Origin of the sequence: Streptomyces sp. NPDC014861 (assembly GCF_043081625.1) — a bacterium.
Classification (GTDB): Bacteria; Actinomycetota; Actinomycetes; order Streptomycetales; family Streptomycetaceae; genus Streptomyces.
In genome coordinates this window covers 100919-115333 of the sequence record NZ_JBIBWV010000002.1, presented here as the reverse complement: position 1 = coordinate 115333, position 14415 = coordinate 100919, and the positions used below count along the sequence as shown (strand labels likewise).

Sequence of the window (14415 nt, the reverse complement as noted above, 5' to 3'; positions counted from 1 at the left end):
TGCGGGTGCGGCACCTCGTTAGGCTTCGGGCAGAGACGTCGATCCGAACACGAGGTGCCCCCATGCCCACCCTCCCCTCTCCCGCCGTGGCCGCCGCCGGACTCGTCGGCGGGTACGCCGTCGCGCGGTGGACCAAGAAGCGGCCGCTCGGTGGGGTGGTGCTGGCGGTGGCTGGTGGGGTGGCGGCTCGGGAGTGGCAGCGGGTGGGCGGGGCGAAGGTGGCCGTGGGGCTGTCGGCCGCCTATGTGGCGGCGTTCGGGGGGTCGCATCCGCTGGCCAAGAAGGTCGGGGCCTGGCCCGCGGTGTTCTCCGTCGCCGGAGGGATGGCGGCCACCGCGTGGGCCGTCACCCGCGACAAGGGCTGAGCGGGGCGGAGCCCGTACCCGACCCCCGTCAGCCGCCCGGCGCGGGGCCGGGGCCGCCCTCAGCCGCCCAGCGCCTGGCCGACGTCGCCGCCAGCCGCCCAGGACGTGGCCGACCCCCGTCAGCCGCCCAGCGCGGGGCCGGCGTCGCCGTCAGCCGCCCAAGGCGTGGCTGATGGTGTAGATCGTCAGGCCGGCCAGCGCGCCCACCACCGTGCCGTTGATGCGGATGAACTGGAGGTCGCGGCCGATGTTGGCCTCGATCTTCTTCGAGGTCTGGTCGGCGTCCCAGCCGGCGACCGTGTCGGTGATCAGGGAGGTGATCTCGGCGCGGTAGGTGGTGACCACGTACGTCGTGGCCGCCTCCAGCCAGCCGTCGACCTTCGCCTGGAGGCGGGGGTCGGAGGCGAGGCGCTTGCCGAGGGAGATCAGGGAGGCGCGGGCGCGGAGGCGGAGCTGGCTCTGGTCGTCCTCGGCGGCCGCGAGGATCAGGGCGCGGACCGACGCCCACGCGGAGGCGATGATGTCCTGGATCTCCGGGCGGGCCAGGAGGTCGGACTTGAGGCGTTCCACGCGGGCGCGGGTCTCCGTGTCGGACTGGAGGTCGCCCGCGTAGTCCGTGAGGAAGCGGTCGATGGCGCCCCGGGCGGGGTGCGCGGGCATGTCGCGCATCTCGGTGACGAAGCGGAGCAGCTCCTTGTAGACGCGCTCGCCGACCTTGCGGTCCACGAAGCGGGGGGTCCAGCCGGGCGCGCCGCCCTGGACCGCGTCCATCACCGAGTCGCCGTGGGTGACGAGCCAGTCGTGGGCGCGGGCGCAGACGAGATCGACCGCCCGGTGGTGGGCGCCCTCCGTGACCATGCGGTCCAGGGTCTTGCCGAGGCCGGGGGCGACCTCGGCCTGGTCGGCGCGGCGGGTGATCGCCTCGCCGACCACGGCCTGCACGTCCGCGTCCCGCAGCACGGTCAGCGCGCCGCGCAGGGCCGTCGCCGCCTCGGCCGTCACCCGGTCCGCGTGGGCGGGTTCCGCCAGCCAGGCGCCCAGGCGCCGGGCCACGCCGAGGGCGCGCAGCCGGCCCCGTACGACGTCCGCGGAGAGGAAGTTCTCGCCGACGAAGGAGCCGAGCGAGGCCCCGAGCTGGTCCTTCTTCGTCGGGATGATCGCGGTGTGCGGGATGGGGAGGCCGAGCGGGTGCCGGAAGAGGGCCGTGACGGCGAACCAGTCCGCGAGCGCGCCGACCATGCCGGCCTCGGCCGCCGCGGCCACGTACCCCGCCCAGGGGCCGGCTCCCGCGCTCTTCGCCCAGGTCGCGAGGGCGTAGACCGCCGCGACCAGCGCGAGGAGCCCTGTCGCCAGGGCCTTCATCCTGCGGACGCCTCTGCTCTTCTCCTCGTCCGCCGCCGTGTACGAGAATCCCACCATGTCAGCCCGACCTCCCTGCCCGCCTCGGTGAAGGGCCTACATCAGGGACTCCCGGCGATCCTCGCGAGTTCCCCCGTACATCTTCGCGATCACGGACTCGATGTCCGGTTCCCGCACCGAGAGGTCCACCAGCGGGTACGACTCCGCGACCGCGGCCACCAGCGGGGCGGCGGAGGCGGAGGCGGGGAAGGCGAGGTACTGGCGGGGCCCGTCGGCCCGTACGAAGCGGGCGCCGGGCACGGAGTCGATCGGCGGCAGCTCGCGCGCGAGGTCGACCACGAGCAGCCGTTCGCCGTCGCCGGCCTCGTGCAGACCGGCGAGGTCGCCGTCGTACATCAGCCGTCCGTGGTCGATGACCATCACCCGTGAGCAGAGCTGTTCGATGTCGGTGAGGTCGTGGGTGGTGAGGAGGACGGTGGTGCCGCGCTCCGCGTTGAGCTCGCGGAGGAAGGAGCGGACCCGGGACTTCGAGACGACGTCGAGGCCGATGGTCGGCTCGTCCAGGTAGAGCACCTCCGGGTCGTGGAGGAGGGCGGCGGCGATGTCGCCGCGCATCCGCTGGCCGAGGGAGAGCTGGCGCACGGGCACGTCGAGGAGGTCGCCGAGGTCGAGGAGCTCGACGCACCGCGCCAGGTTCTCGCGGTAGCGGTCGTCGGGGATCCGGTACATGCGGTGGGTGAGCCGGTACGAGTCGCGCAGCGGCAGGTCCCACCAGAGGGTGGTGCGCTGGCCGAAGACGACGCCGATGCGGCGGGCCAGGCGGGTGCGGTCCCGGGCGGGGTCGATGCCGGCGACGCGGAGGCGGCCGCCGCTGGGGGTGAGGATGCCGGTGAGCATCTTGATGGTGGTGGACTTCCCCGCGCCGTTCGGGCCGATGTAGCCGACCATCTCGCCGCGGTCCACGGTGAACGAGATGCCGTCGACGGCACGGACCTCCCGCCGCTCCCGGCGCAGCAGGCCCGCTCTGCGGCGGACGGTGAAGGTCTTCTCCAGGCCGTCGAGTGCGATGAGGGGCATGCCCGGCGCGAGGGTCGTGGGTGACGTGGTGGACATGCGCGGTCAGCTTCCTGTCGATCGGTAGGAACGGACGCCCGCCCGCCACGCCAGGCCCGCGACACCGCAGCAGGCGAGGGCGACGAGCGGGGAGGCGAAGGCCGTCCAGGACGGTACTCCGGCGGGGGCGGGGCGGCCGAGGACGTACAGGGCGGGCAGCCAGTTCACGAAGGCCAGCGGGATCACGAACACCACGCCCTTCACGAGGTCCTGCGCGAAGATCGTGGGCGGGTACTGGAGCAGCGTGTTGCCGCCGTACGTGAAGGAGTTGGTGACCTCGGCCCCGTCCTGGAGCCAGAAGATCGCCGAGGCGCCCAGCACCATCACCGCCATGAAGATCACCGCCCCGCAGGCCACCATCCCGGGGACCATCAGCGCCTTCGCCCAGGACCAGGCGACCTCGTCGCGCAGCAGCACCAGGCTCCACACGAGCACCATCAGCCCCTGGAGCACCCGGCCGAGCCGGCGCAGGGCGAACTTGTCCGCCGCGACCTGCGCGAGCAGCGGCGCCGGACGCAGCAGGAACACGTCGAGCGAACCGTCCCGGATCCGGCGCCCCATCCGCTGGAGCGAGCCCAGGGTGAGGTCGGCGATCCCGAAGGCGGTGCCGGTGGTGCCGTACAGGAAGGCGACCTCGGCGAAGGAGAAGCCGCCGAGCCCCCGGACCTGCCCGAACATCAGCAGGATGACGACGAAGTCGAAGAAGGTGACGCAGAAGGAGGTCACGAGGGTCAGGGCGAAGGAGGCGCGGTAGGTCATGGTGGAGCGGATCCACATGCCGGCGACCATCCGGTACGTGCGCAGGGCGTCGCCGGCGCGGCCCCCGGGGCCGGTCGGAGTACCGAAGGCCGTGTCGTGCGGGAACTCCCTGGTCAGCAGTGACTCAGCCACCCTGGACCACCACCTTCCGGGTCGCCGCCGCCTGGGCCGCGCGGCCCGCGGTCAGGAGCAGCGCGAGCCAGCCGAGCTGGAAGCCGTACGCGCGCAGGAGGCCCGCGCCGCCCTCGTAGCGGCCGAGGTAGACGTCGGCCGGGACCTGGAGCAGGGCGGCCCACGGCAGGGCGCGGGCGATCTCGCCGAGCGCGCCGGGGAAGACGTTGAGCGGGAGGAGCATCCCGGAGAAGAAGAGGCCGGTCAGCCAGGCGACCTGGACCACGCCCTGGCCGTCGAGCAGCCAGAACGCGCTCATCGCGACGAGGTACCAGAGCGCGAAGGAGACGAGCGAGCCGAGGGCCACGGCGAGCAGGAAGGCGGCCCAGCCGGCGGGACCGTCCGGAAGGGTGAACCCGAAGGCGAGCGCGCCGATGACGAGGGGGCCCGCGCCGCGACCGAGCAACTGGTACGCGGATCGGCCCGCGTTGGCCGCGCACCACCAGCCCTGGAGGTCGGCGGGCCGGTAGAGGTCGACGGCGATGTCGCCGGTCCTGATGCGTTCGATCAGCTCCTCCTCGAAGCCGCCTCCCATGAGGCCGCAGACGGTGAGGAGGGCCTGCCCGATCCATACGTAGGCGAGGGCGTCGGACATGGAGTAGCCACCGAGCTGGGGGCGTTCGGCCCACAGCGCGATGTAGGTGTACGAGAAGACGAAACCGAAGACCGTGTTGGTGAAGAGGCCCGCCAGCGTCGCCACCCGGTAGGTGGAGTACCGCCGGAAGCCGCCCGCGGCCACGGTCGCGTACAGCCGCAGCATGGTGCTTCCCTTCGAAGGGCATGCGGAAAACGGACGAAGCGCACGACCCTAGTGGTCCGGGACACACCGCGGCGAGCGGTTTTCCCGGCGGCCGTACGCGATCCCCCGGACCGCTCCCCCTGCCTTCCCGGGCCCGCCCGGACCGCTCCTCCCGCTTTCCCGGGCCCGCCCGAACCGCTCCCCACGCCTTCCCGGGCCCGCCCCCGAGCCGCTCCCCACACCCTCCCGGACCCCGCCCCCGGACTCACCCGGGCACCTCCGCGGCGGCCCTCCCGGCCCCCCGCCCCCGCACCTTTCCCGGCTATTTCTCGACGGTCACCCACCACCTTCGGGAGTTTTGCCCGCTTTGTGTGCACTATGTGATGCCATGTCCCCTTCCGTGCGTTCCTCCTCCGCCGCGCCACCTCCGGATCCGGGCTGGGAGCCCAGGGACCCCACCCTCCCCGCACCCCCGCCCCGCGCCGACGCCCGCCGGCGCCCCAGGGCCCCGCTCCCCCGCCGCCTGCTGCGCGCCGCCGTCGGACTGTTCCTCCTCGGCGGAGTGCTGCTCGCCGGAGCCTTCGTCGCCGGGTACCTGCTGGTGTCCATCCCGGCCGCCAACGCCGCCGCCCTCGCCCAGTCCAACCTGTACCTCTACCGCGACGGCACCGTCCTCGCGCGTGACGGCGAGGTCAACCGCGAGAACGTCCGCCTCGACCGGATCCCGCTCCCCGTCCGGCAGGCCGTCCTCGCCGCGGAGGACCGCGACTTCCACACCTCGCGCGCGGTCGACCCCAAGGCCATGGTCCGCGCGGCCTGGAACACCGTCACCGGCAAGGGCCGCCAGTCCGGCTCCACCATCACCCAGCAGTACGTCAAGAACTACTACCTGGGGCAGGAGCAGACGCTCACCCGCAAGGCCAAGGAGTTCTTCATCGCGATCAAGCTGGAGCGCGAGAAGACCAAGGACGAGATCCTCCAGGGCTACCTCAACACCAGCTACTTCGGCCGCAACGCGTACGGCGTCCAGGCCGCCGCCCACGCCTACTACGGCAAGGACGTCGAACGCCTCACCCCGGCCGAGGGCGCCTACCTCGCCGCCCTCCTCAAGGCCCCCAGCGCCTACGACGTCACCACCCACCCCGAGAACCGCCCCGCCGTCCTCGCCCGCTGGGCCTACGTCCTCGACGGCATGGTCGGCGAGGGCTGGCTCACCCCCGGCGAGCGCGCCGCGCTCCGCTTCCCCGACCCGCGGACCGCCCGCCCGGCCGACGGCCTCTCCGGACAGCGCGGCTACGTCGTGCAGGCCGTCGAGGAGTACCTGACCGGCCGCGGGATCGTGGACGAGAAGACCCTCGCGGGCGGCGGCTTCCGGATCGTCACCACCCTCGACCCCGACCGCCAGGCCGCGCTCGTCCGGGCCGTCGAGGGCCGCGTCACCCACCGCCTCGACCCGGCCACGCACCCCACCGACCGGTACGTGCGCGCCGGAGCCGCCGCCGTCGAGCCGGCCACCGGCCGCGTCGTCGCCCTCTACGGCGGCGTCGACTACACCGAGCAGTACGTCAACAACGCGACCCGCCGCGACTACCAGGTCGGCTCCACCTTCAAGCCCTTCGTCCTCACCGCCGCCGTGCAGAGCGGCGCGCGGACCCAGTACGGCGAGCCGATCACCCCGTACACGCTCTACGACGGCACCGACCGACGCCCCGTCGTGGGCTGGACCGGCGCCCCGTACGACCCCGCCAACGAGGACGGCGAGAGCTACGGCGAGATCCCGGTCGGCACCGCCACCGACCTCTCCGTGAACGCCGTCTACGCCCAGATGGCCGTCGACGTCGGCCCCGCGCACGTGCGCCGCACCGCCGTCGCGCTGGGCCTGCCGGGCACCACCCCCGACCTCACCGCCTCCCCCTCCATCGCCCTCGGACCGGCCACCGCGAGCGTCCTCGACATGGCGCAGGCGTACGCGACGCTCGCGGCGCACGGCCGGCGCGGCGACCACACCCTGGTCGCCGCGATCAGCCGCGACGGGGAGCCGCTGCCGCTGCCCTCCGCGGAGCCCCGGCAGGCGGTCGGACGGGAGGCCGCCGACACCACGACCGCCGTGCTGCGGAGCGTCGTCGAGGCCGGTACGGGAACGGCCGCGCTGGCCGCCGGACGCCCGGCGGCCGGCAAGACCGGCACGGCGGAGGACGACAAGGCGGCCTGGTTCGCCGGCTACACCCCCGAACTCGCCACCGTCGTCGCCCTGATGGGCCAGGACCCGGAGACCGGCCGTCAGGAGCCCCTCTACGGCGCCCTGGGCCTCCCCCGGGTCAACGGCGGCGGCCCGCCGGCCGAGATCTGGGCCCGCTTCACCCGCGAGGCCCTCGCGGACGCCCCCGTACGCGACTTCGACCTGCACCTGATGCCGGGCGCCGGCCTCCCCGAGGTACCCCCGGTCCCGGACGGGCCGGAGGACGGCGGGGACGACGACAGGGAAGACGGCGAGGAGGACGACGAGGGCCGGTACGGGGCGGGCGAGGCGGGGCCCGGAGCGAAGCCGGCCAGGCCGGGGAGGCGCGAGCGCCGGGCCGTCCCTCCCGGACCGTGGCGGGCTCGCCGGTGCCTCAGTGCCCGGAGGTCGCCTTGAGGCCGACCACCGCGACGAGCAGCAGGACGACGAAGAAGATCCGGGCGGCGGTCGCCGGCTCGCCCAGCACCACCATGCCGAGCACCGCCGCACCGGCCGCGCCGATGCCGACCCAGACGCCGTAGGCGGTACCGATGGGGAGGGTCTTGGCGGCCTGCGACAGCAGCAGCATCGAGGCGACGATCCCGGCGCCGGTGAAGACGCTGGGCCACAGACGGGTGAAGCCCTCGGTGTACTTCATCCCGATCGACCAGCCGACCTCGAGCAGACCCGCGACGATCAGAAGAACCCAGGCCATGACGACACCTCCGCGAGACGGAACAACAGGAGTGCGTCGTCTTTGCCCTACCCGGTACGGCGCGTCTCGTCGGGGTCCCCCCAGCCTAGCAAGGAACGGGCGAAGGCCCTGGTGACACCGGTCACCAGGGCCTTCGCGGGTCTCCGCGCGTGCCGGAGAGCTACAGGTACAGACCCGTCGAGTCCGCGCTCTGGAAGCGGTCGGCCGCCACCGCGTGCAGATCCCGCTCCCGCATCAGTACGTAGGCGACGCCCCGCACCTCCACCTCGGCCCGGTCCTCGGGGTCGTACAGCACGCGGTCGCCGATCTCGACGGTCCGGACGTTCTGTCCGACCGCGACCACCTCGGCCCACGCCAGGCGCCGGCCGACCGCGGCGGTCGCCGGGATGAGGATCCCGCCGCCGGAGCGCCGCTCCCCCTCCGGGGTGTCGGTGCGGACCAGGACCCGGTCGTGGAGCATCCGGATGGGCAGCTTGTCGTGCGTGTTCTCGCTCACGTGACGAACCTACCGGCCGGGCTCAGCCCTTGTGCCGCCGGGAGGACGTCAGCAGCAGCCCGACGACCGCGACGGCCACGAGGGCCACCGGGACGACGCGCTCCAGGCGCGGGGCGCCGTCCTCGTCGGTGAAACGTGCCTTCACGTCGGAGACGACCCGGTTGACGGCGACGAACGCCCGTCCGGCGGTCTCGTCCACGGTCGAGGCCACCTTGGCCTTGGCGTCCCCGATGATCGTCTTCGGATGCACCCGAATGCCGATCTCGTCGAGCGTGACGGCGAGCTGGTCGCGCCGGCGGACGATGTCCGCCTCGATCTGCGCAGGGGTCCTGGCGTCCGACACCGCGCTGCCTCCGTAGTCGTGATCCGGTCGTTGATGGACAGTCTGTCAGTTCCGTCGCCGGGAGGCTGTCCCCGACCCCCATTAGGCTCTCATCGCGTACGCGAACATTCCCGAGGAGAGCAAGCCATGAGCGAGCGACTGCAGCCCGGCGACACCGCCCCCGCCTTCACCCTGCCCGACGCGGACGGCAACGAGGTCTCCCTCGCGGACCACAAGGGCCGCAAGGTCATCGTCTACTTCTACCCCGCCGCCCTCACCCCGGGCTGCACCAAGCAGGCGTGCGACTTCACCGACAACCTCGACGTCCTGGCCGCCGCGGGCTACGACGTCATCGGCGTCTCCCCCGACAAGCCGGAGAAGCTCGCGAAGTTCCGCGAGAAGGAGAACCTGAAGGTCACCCTGGTCGGCGACCCGTCCAAGGAGGTCCTGGAGTCCTACGGCGCCTTCGGCGAGAAGAAGCTCTACGGCAAGGTCGTCACGGGCGTCATCCGCTCCACGGTCGTCGTCGACGAGGACGGCAAGGTCGCGCACGCCTTCTACAACGTCAAGGCCACCGGCCACGTCGCCAAGATCATCCGCGACCTGGGCGTCTGAGGCGCGGTTGTCCGCGCCACGCCCTTCTGGGCGGTGCGCCCGGCCGATAGCATGGCCGGGCGCACACGGGCGGCCGTGGTGGAATTGGCAGTCACGCTGGGTTTAGGTCCCAGTGGGTTAACACCCGTGGGGGTTCGAGTCCCCCCGGCCGCACTCTCAGCCCAGCAGCTCCCGGACCACCGGGGCCAGCTCTCTGAACGCCTTGCCCCGGTGGCTGATGGCGTTCTTCTGCGCCGGGGTCAGTTCCGCGCAGGTCACCTCGTGGCCGGTGGGCTGGAGGATCGGGTCGTAGCCGAAGCCGTTGGTGCCGACCGGCCGGTGGCGGAGGGTTCCCTCCATCCGGCCCTCCACCACGCGCTCCGTGCCGTCGGGCAGGGCCAGGGCCGCCGCGCAGGCGAAGTGGGCCGCGCGGTGCTCGTCCGCGATGTCGGAGAGCTGGGCCAGGAGCAGGTCCAGATTGGCCTTGTCGTCGCCGTGGGTGCCGGACCAGCGCGCCGAGAAGATGCCGGGGGCGCCGTTCAGGACGTCGACGCAGAGGCCGGAGTCGTCGGCCACGGCCGGCAGGCCCGTCGCCCGGGCGAGGGCGTGGGCCTTGAGGAGGGCGTTCTCCGCGAAGGTGACGCCCGTCTCCTTGACGTCGGGGATGTCCGGGTACGCGTCCGCGCCGACGAGGTCGAGGTCGAGGCCCGCGTCGGCGAGGATCGCGTGGAGTTCGGTGATCTTGCCCGCGTTGCGGGTGGCGAGGATCAGGCGCTGTCGGGTCATGCCCCCGATTATCCCGGGCTGCAGACCTTCCCCAGCTCGGTCGCGGCGCTGGTGATCGGGGTGATGTCGGGGGTGGCGTCGCCGTTCTTCACCGCGTCGCGGACGGTCTCGACGCCCTTGTTGAGGTCCTCGACGGCCTTGGACAGATCGGCGTTGTCCGTCGTGTTCTTGAGGTCGCCCAGCTCCGTGGAGATGGAGTTGAGGGACTCCTCGATCTGCGTGACGTCGTTGGAGGCGTTGGACACGGCGTCCTGGAGCTTGCCCACCGAGGTGGCGATGGCGTCGGCGGTCGTGACGCAGTCCATCGCCTTGTCGATGGCGTCGCAGCCGGTCAGGGCGAAGGTCGTCACGGCTGCCGCCGTGGCGACGGCGAGCGTTATGGTGCGGCGGCGCTTCACTTTCGGGTCCTCCCCGGGTTGCGTACGTGTCGACGGGGCGCACGGTACGGCCGTGTGCCCTTCGCCGTAAAGGACGCACCCCCGGGGAGGGCAGTTGCTCAGGGGTTTCCCCTAGGGGATCTCCCTCAGTGGTGTGCTCAGAGCGTGGCGTCGAGCGCCTTGCGCTGGAGGTCGGCCAGGTCGGCGCAGCCGGCGGCGGCGAGGTCGAGGAGGGCGTTGAGCTCGGCGCGGTCGAAGGGCTCGGCCTCGGCGGTGCCCTGGACCTCGACGAAGCGTCCGTCGCCGGTGCAGACGACGTTCATGTCGGTGTCGGCGCGGACGTCCTCCTCGTAGCAGAGGTCGAGGAGGGGGACGCCGCCGACGATGCCGACGGAGACGGCGGAGACGGTGCCGGTCAGCGGCTTGCGGCCGGCCTTGACCAGCTTCTTGCCCTGGGCCCAGGCGACGGCGTCGGCGAGGGCGACGTAGGCGCCGGTGATGGCGGCGGTGCGGGTGCCGCCGTCGGCCTGGAGGACGTCGCAGTCGAGGACGATGGTGTTCTCGCCGAGCGCCTTGTAGTCGATGACGGCGCGGAGGGAGCGGCCGATGAGCCGTGAGATCTCGTGGGTGCGGCCGCCGATCTTGCCGCGGACGGACTCGCGGTCGCCCCGGGTGTTGGTGGAGCGGGGGAGCATGGAGTACTCGCCGGTGACCCAGCCCTCGCCGCTGCCCTTGCGCCAGCGGGGGACGCCTTCGGTGACGGAGGCGGTGCAGAAGACCTTGGTGTCGCCGAAGGAGACGAGGACGGAGCCCTCGGCGTGCTTGCTCCAGCCGCGTTCGATGGTGACGGGGCGGAGCTGTTCGGGGGTACGGCCGTCGATGCGAGACATGGGACGAGCCTAGCCCCATCCGTACGGAGTCCCGGCCGGTCGCCGGGTTCGCGCGGGGGTCCGGTGGCCGGGTACGCACGAGGGCCCGTTCCCCTGCCGGAACGGGCCCTCGTCAGCTGGTGTCAGCTGCTCACATCAGGTCTTCGATCTCGGCGGCGATCGGGTCCGCGTCGGTGCCGATGACGACCTGGATGGCGGTGCCCATCTTCACGACGCCGTGGGCGCCGGCGGCCTTGAGCGCGGCTTCGTCGACGAGTCCGGCGTCCTTGACCTCGGTGCGCAGGCGGGTGATGCAGCCCTCGACCTCTTCGATGTTGTCGATGCCGCCGAGGCCGGCGACGATCTTCTCAGCCTTGCTGGCCATGTCTTTCTCCCTGTCCGTTCTGTTCGCGGGACACGCGAATCTCGGCGCACCGACGGTCCGCTTCGTCACGGTAACCCACGGTTGGCCCAACTTCGCGAGCGCATGCCGCCGTTCTGCCGAATGATGACGATCACCGGCGGCTTGCCCTCAGCGGGCTCCCGGAGCCTACCGCAAGTGGTCTACACCAGTGTGCAACGAGACGCGGCCCCGGGATGTTCCGGGACAGGGAGGTCGCCGATGAGTACGGACAGCGCAGCAGCGGGCCGGAAGAGGATCTCGTGGGGAGGTTTCTTCCAGGGCCTGCAGAAGATGGGCCGCAGCCTCCAGCTCCCCATCGCCGTGCTCCCCGCCGCGGGCATCATCAACCGGCTCGGCCAGCCGGACGTCTTCGGCGCCGACGGTCTCGGCTGGGACAACGTCGCCAAGGTGATGGCCGGCGCGGGCGGCGCGCTGCTCGACGGCAGCCTCGGCCTGCCGCTGCTGTTCTGCATCGGTGTCGCGATCGGCATGGCGAAGAAGTCGGACGGCTCGACCGCCCTCGCCGCGGTGGTCGGCTTCCTCGTCTACTACACGGTGCTCCGCCAGTTCCCGAAGGACTGCCCGACGGGGACGGCGGACATCGGCGGCGGCTGCCTCGGCGCGGACGACTCCTTCGCGGGGTACACGTACCAGAACCCGGGTGTCTTCGGCGGCATCATCATGGGCCTGCTGACCGCCTATCTGTGGCAGCGGTACCACCGCACCAAGCTGGTCGACTGGCTGGGCTTCTTCAACGGCCGCCGGCTCGTCCCGATCATCATGTCCTTCGTCGGCATCCTCTTCGCCGCGCTCTGCCTGTGGATCTGGCCGCCGATCGGCGACGCCCTGGAGAGCTTCAGCGACTGGCTGGTCGGGCTCGGGGCCTGGGGTTCGGGCATCTTCGGCGTGGCGAACCGCGCGCTGCTCGTGATCGGCCTGCACCAGTTCCTGAACGTGCCCATCTGGTTCCAGTTCGGTTCGTACACGAAGCCGGACGGCACGGTGGTCCACGGTGACATCAGCATGTTCCTCGCGGGCGACCCGGAGGCGGGCCAGTTCCTGACGGGCTTCTTCCCGATCATGATGTTCGCCCTGCCGGCCGCGGCCCTGGCGATCACCCACTGCGCGCGCCCGAACCGCCGCAAGGAGGTCGGCGGTCTGATGCTGTCGGTGGCGCTGACCTCGTTCGTCACGGGCATCACGGAGCCGCTGGAGTACTCGTTCCTCTTCATCGCCCCGGTGCTGTACGCCATCCACGCGGTGCTGACGGGTGTGTCGATGGGCGTGACGTGGGCGCTGGGCGTGAAGGACGGCTTCAGCTTCTCGGCGGGTCTGATCGACTACGTCATCAACTGGAACCTGGCGACCAAGCCGTGGCTGATCATCCCGATCGGTCTCGCCTTCGCGGTCGTGTACTACGTGATCTTCCGCTTCGCGATCACCAGGTTCAACCTCCCCACCCCGGGCCGCGAGCCCGAGGAGGTGCAGGAGGAGATGGAGCGGGACAACACGAAGTAGAACCGTCCGTTCCGGGGCTTTCGGACCCTGGGCGGAGGTGCGCAAAGGCCCCAGGACCTCGCGGTCCTGGGGCCTTTGGTCACGCGTTCATCACTATGCCCGGCGGAGAAAAATTCGCAGGTTCCTTATCTAAGTCTCACGTGCTACAACTGGTCTACACCACTCATTGGTGTAGACCACGCGGTCCAGACCACCGCGTTCCCGAGACGCCGCCGTCACCCCCTTTTCACTGTCCTCTGGCGGCGCCTTGCCTACTGGAGGAAGTTGATGAGTACGGCCACCGCCCAGGCCGCCGCTCCCGCGAAGAAGCGCGGATCCGGCCTGTTCCAGGGCCTGCAGAAGGTCGGTCGCAGCCTGCAGCTGCCGATCGCCGTGCTGCCGGCCGCGGGTATCTTGCTCCGTCTCGGCCAGCCTGACGTCTTCGGTAAGGACGGGCTCGGCTGGGACAAGGTCGCGTCGGTCTTCGCCACTGCCGGTGGCGCGGTCTTCGACAACCTGCCCCTGCTCTTCTGCATCGGCGTCGCCATCGGCTTCGCCAAGAAGGCGGACGGCTCCACCGCCCTGGCCGCCCTGGTCGGCTTCCTGGTCTACAGCAACGTGCTGAAGGCGTTCCCGGTCGCCGAGGCCGTCATCCAGCCCGGCGAGGACATCGCCGCGAAGTACAACAACCCGGGTGTCCTCGGCGGCATCCTCATGGGTCTGATCTCCGCGGTCATCTGGCAGAAGTACCACCGCACCAAGCTGGTCGACTGGCTCGGCTTCTTCAACGGCCGCCGTCTCGTCCCGATCATCATGGCCTTCGTCGGCACCCTCGTCGGCGTCGTCTTCGGCCTGATCTGGGAGCCCATCGGCAACGGCATCTCCAGCTTCGGCGAGTGGATGACGGGCCTCGGCGCCGCCGGTGCCGGCCTCTTCGGCCTCATCAACCGCGCGCTGATCCCGGTCGGCATGCACCAGTTCGTGAACACCGTCTCCTGGTTCCAGATCGGTGACTTCACCGACGCCGCCGGCAAGGTCGTCCACGGTGACCTCAACCGCTTCTTCGCCGGTGACCCGAGCGCCGGAATCTTCATGTCGGGCTTCTTCCCGATCATGATGTTCGGCCTCCCGGCCGCCGCCATCGCCATCGCGCACGCCGCCCGCCCCGAGCGTCGCAAGGCCGTGATGGGCATGATGGTCTCCCTCGCGCTGACCTCCTTCGTCACCGGCATCACCGAGCCGATCGAGTTCACGTTCATGTTCATCGCGCCGGTCCTGTACGCGGTGCACGCGGTCCTGACCGCCGTCTCGATGGCCGTCACCTGGGCCTTCGGGGTCCACGCCGGCTTCACCTTCTCGGCCGGCGGCATCGACTACCTGCTCAACTGGAACCTGGCGACCAAGCCGTGGCTGATCATCCCGATCGGTCTCGTCTTCGCGGCGATCTACTACGTGGTCTTCCGCTTCGCGATCACCAAGTTCAACCTCACCACCCCGGGCCGCGAGCCCGAGGAGGAGATCGAGGACCTCACCAAGGCGTGAGCCCCTCCCCCGTACGAGGCGAAGGCCCCGGAACCCCCGAAGGGTTCCGGGGCCTTCCCCGTGTCCGTACGTCCGCGCGTGTCCGTGCCG

The 14415-nt window shown here is 71.4% G+C and carries 16 protein-coding genes, 1 tRNA gene and 1 riboswitch; of the genes, 6 read left to right on the top strand and 11 right to left on the bottom strand.

What is annotated here, in order from left to right; genetic code table 11:
* The first annotated feature begins 62 nt into the window (after positions 1-62).
* Positions 63-365, top strand: coding sequence for a hypothetical protein (locus ACF1BN_RS04365; protein WP_392330066.1), 303 nt, complete (start codon positions 63-65; stop codon positions 363-365).
* 150 nt (positions 366-515) lie between these two features.
* On the opposite strand, the gene ACF1BN_RS04360 is transcribed toward ACF1BN_RS04365, so the two are convergent.
* The 4 genes from ACF1BN_RS04360 to ACF1BN_RS04345 form a co-directional block, all read right to left on the bottom strand.
* The gene (locus tag ACF1BN_RS04360) at positions 516-1784 is read right to left on the bottom strand and encodes a DUF445 domain-containing protein (protein WP_392330065.1); all 1269 of its coding nucleotides are present in this window, start codon (positions 1782-1784) and stop codon (positions 516-518) included.
* 36 nt (positions 1785-1820) lie between these two features.
* Positions 1821-2801, bottom strand: a complete 981-nt coding sequence (locus ACF1BN_RS04355) for an ATP-binding cassette domain-containing protein (RefSeq protein ID WP_392330476.1) — start codon at positions 2799-2801, stop codon at positions 1821-1823.
* 42 nt (positions 2802-2843) lie between these two features.
* Positions 2844-3626: an ABC transporter permease gene (locus ACF1BN_RS04350; protein WP_392330475.1), complete on the bottom strand. Its 783-nt coding sequence runs from the start codon at positions 3624-3626 to the stop codon at positions 2844-2846.
* A 94-nt stretch (positions 3627-3720) separates the two neighbouring features.
* Complete coding sequence (locus ACF1BN_RS04345) at positions 3721-4524, bottom strand: ABC transporter permease (protein ID WP_392330474.1); 804 nt, start codon at positions 4522-4524, stop codon at positions 3721-3723.
* Positions 4525-4894: 370 nt separating this feature from the next.
* On the opposite strand from ACF1BN_RS04345, the gene ACF1BN_RS04340 reads away from it, so the two are divergent.
* The gene (locus tag ACF1BN_RS04340; RefSeq protein ID WP_392330064.1) at positions 4895-7141 is read left to right on the top strand and encodes a transglycosylase domain-containing protein; all 2247 of its coding nucleotides are present in this window, start codon (positions 4895-4897) and stop codon (positions 7139-7141) included.
* Here the strand turns inward: ACF1BN_RS04340 and ACF1BN_RS04335 are convergent.
* The 3 genes from ACF1BN_RS04335 to ACF1BN_RS04325 all read right to left on the bottom strand — a co-directional run bounded on the left by ACF1BN_RS04335 (position 7119) and on the right by ACF1BN_RS04325 (position 8278).
* Positions 7119-7439 carry a DMT family transporter gene (locus ACF1BN_RS04335; protein ID WP_387273711.1) on the bottom strand — a complete coding sequence of 107 codons (321 nt, stop codon included), beginning with the start codon at positions 7437-7439 and terminating at the stop codon, positions 7119-7121. The two genes, ACF1BN_RS04340 and ACF1BN_RS04335, sit on opposite strands and share 23 nt — an antisense overlap.
* Before the next feature lie 30 nt (positions 7440-7469).
* Positions 7470-7539, bottom strand: a riboswitch (guanidine-III (ykkC-III) riboswitch).
* A gap of 60 nt (positions 7540-7599) precedes the next feature.
* Positions 7600-7935, bottom strand: a complete 336-nt coding sequence (locus ACF1BN_RS04330; protein WP_189847369.1) for a co-chaperone GroES — start codon at positions 7933-7935, stop codon at positions 7600-7602.
* Between the two features lie 22 nt (positions 7936-7957).
* Positions 7958-8278: a DUF3618 domain-containing protein gene (locus tag ACF1BN_RS04325; RefSeq protein WP_392330063.1), complete on the bottom strand. Its 321-nt coding sequence runs from the start codon at positions 8276-8278 to the stop codon at positions 7958-7960.
* A gap of 126 nt (positions 8279-8404) precedes the next feature.
* Here ACF1BN_RS04325 and bcp point away from each other — a divergent pair, with 126 nt between their 5' ends.
* A complete protein-coding gene (gene bcp, locus ACF1BN_RS04320; protein WP_392330062.1) occupies positions 8405-8872 on the top strand; it encodes a thioredoxin-dependent thiol peroxidase in 468 nt (155 codons plus the stop codon).
* Positions 8873-8941: 69 nt separating this feature from the next.
* Positions 8942-9025, top strand: a tRNA-Leu gene (locus tag ACF1BN_RS04315).
* A 3-nt stretch (positions 9026-9028) separates the two neighbouring features.
* Here the strand turns inward: ACF1BN_RS04315 and rdgB are convergent.
* The 4 genes from rdgB to ACF1BN_RS04295 all read right to left on the bottom strand — a co-directional run bounded on the left by rdgB (position 9029) and on the right by ACF1BN_RS04295 (position 11268).
* Positions 9029-9637 carry an RdgB/HAM1 family non-canonical purine NTP pyrophosphatase gene (gene rdgB, locus ACF1BN_RS04310; RefSeq protein ID WP_392330061.1) on the bottom strand — a complete coding sequence of 203 codons (609 nt, stop codon included), beginning with the start codon at positions 9635-9637 and terminating at the stop codon, positions 9029-9031.
* Positions 9638-9645: 8 nt separating this feature from the next.
* The gene (locus tag ACF1BN_RS04305) at positions 9646-10035 is read right to left on the bottom strand and encodes a hypothetical protein (protein ID WP_392330060.1); all 390 of its coding nucleotides are present in this window, start codon (positions 10033-10035) and stop codon (positions 9646-9648) included.
* 137 nt (positions 10036-10172) lie between these two features.
* Complete coding sequence (gene rph, locus ACF1BN_RS04300) at positions 10173-10904, bottom strand: ribonuclease PH (RefSeq protein ID WP_392330059.1); 732 nt, start codon at positions 10902-10904, stop codon at positions 10173-10175.
* Between the two features lie 130 nt (positions 10905-11034).
* Positions 11035-11268 carry a glucose PTS transporter subunit EIIB gene (locus ACF1BN_RS04295; protein WP_376602738.1) on the bottom strand — a complete coding sequence of 78 codons (234 nt, stop codon included), beginning with the start codon at positions 11266-11268 and terminating at the stop codon, positions 11035-11037.
* Positions 11269-11505: 237 nt separating this feature from the next.
* Between ACF1BN_RS04295 and ACF1BN_RS04290 the strand changes: the two genes are divergently transcribed.
* Positions 11506-12804 carry a PTS transporter subunit EIIC gene (locus ACF1BN_RS04290; protein WP_392330058.1) on the top strand — a complete coding sequence of 433 codons (1299 nt, stop codon included), beginning with the start codon at positions 11506-11508 and terminating at the stop codon, positions 12802-12804.
* 267 nt (positions 12805-13071) lie between these two features.
* Complete coding sequence (locus tag ACF1BN_RS04285; protein WP_392330057.1) at positions 13072-14325, top strand: PTS transporter subunit EIIC; 1254 nt, start codon at positions 13072-13074, stop codon at positions 14323-14325.
* The last annotated feature ends 90 nt before the right edge of the window (positions 14326-14415 follow it).

What these genes read in the sequence shown, in the direction of transcription:
- ACF1BN_RS04355 (WP_392330476.1), bottom strand. Translation starts at nt 2,801, where the DNA reads ATGCCCCTCATCGCACTCGACGGCCTGGAGAAGACCTTCACCGTCCGC.
- rdgB (WP_392330061.1), bottom strand. Translation starts at nt 9,637, where the DNA reads ATGACCCGACAGCGCCTGATCCTCGCCACCCGCAACGCGGGCAAGATC.
- ACF1BN_RS04295 (WP_376602738.1), bottom strand. Translation starts at nt 11,268, where the DNA reads ATGGCCAGCAAGGCTGAGAAGATCGTCGCCGGCCTCGGCGGCATCGAC.
- ACF1BN_RS04285 (WP_392330057.1), top strand. Translation starts at nt 13,072, where the DNA reads ATGAGTACGGCCACCGCCCAGGCCGCCGCTCCCGCGAAGAAGCGCGGA.
- bcp (WP_392330062.1), top strand. Translation starts at nt 8,405, where the DNA reads ATGAGCGAGCGACTGCAGCCCGGCGACACCGCCCCCGCCTTCACCCTG.
- ACF1BN_RS04360 (WP_392330065.1), bottom strand. Translation starts at nt 1,784, where the DNA reads ATGGTGGGATTCTCGTACACGGCGGCGGACGAGGAGAAGAGCAGAGGC.
- ACF1BN_RS04335 (WP_387273711.1), bottom strand. Translation starts at nt 7,439, where the DNA reads ATGGCCTGGGTTCTTCTGATCGTCGCGGGTCTGCTCGAGGTCGGCTGG.
- ACF1BN_RS04340 (WP_392330064.1), top strand. Translation starts at nt 4,895, where the DNA reads ATGTCCCCTTCCGTGCGTTCCTCCTCCGCCGCGCCACCTCCGGATCCG.
- rph (WP_392330059.1), bottom strand. Translation starts at nt 10,904, where the DNA reads ATGTCTCGCATCGACGGCCGTACCCCCGAACAGCTCCGCCCCGTCACC.
- ACF1BN_RS04350 (WP_392330475.1), bottom strand. Translation starts at nt 3,626, where the DNA reads ATGGTCGCCGGCATGTGGATCCGCTCCACCATGACCTACCGCGCCTCC.
- ACF1BN_RS04365 (WP_392330066.1), top strand. Translation starts at nt 63, where the DNA reads ATGCCCACCCTCCCCTCTCCCGCCGTGGCCGCCGCCGGACTCGTCGGC.
- ACF1BN_RS04290 (WP_392330058.1), top strand. Translation starts at nt 11,506, where the DNA reads ATGAGTACGGACAGCGCAGCAGCGGGCCGGAAGAGGATCTCGTGGGGA.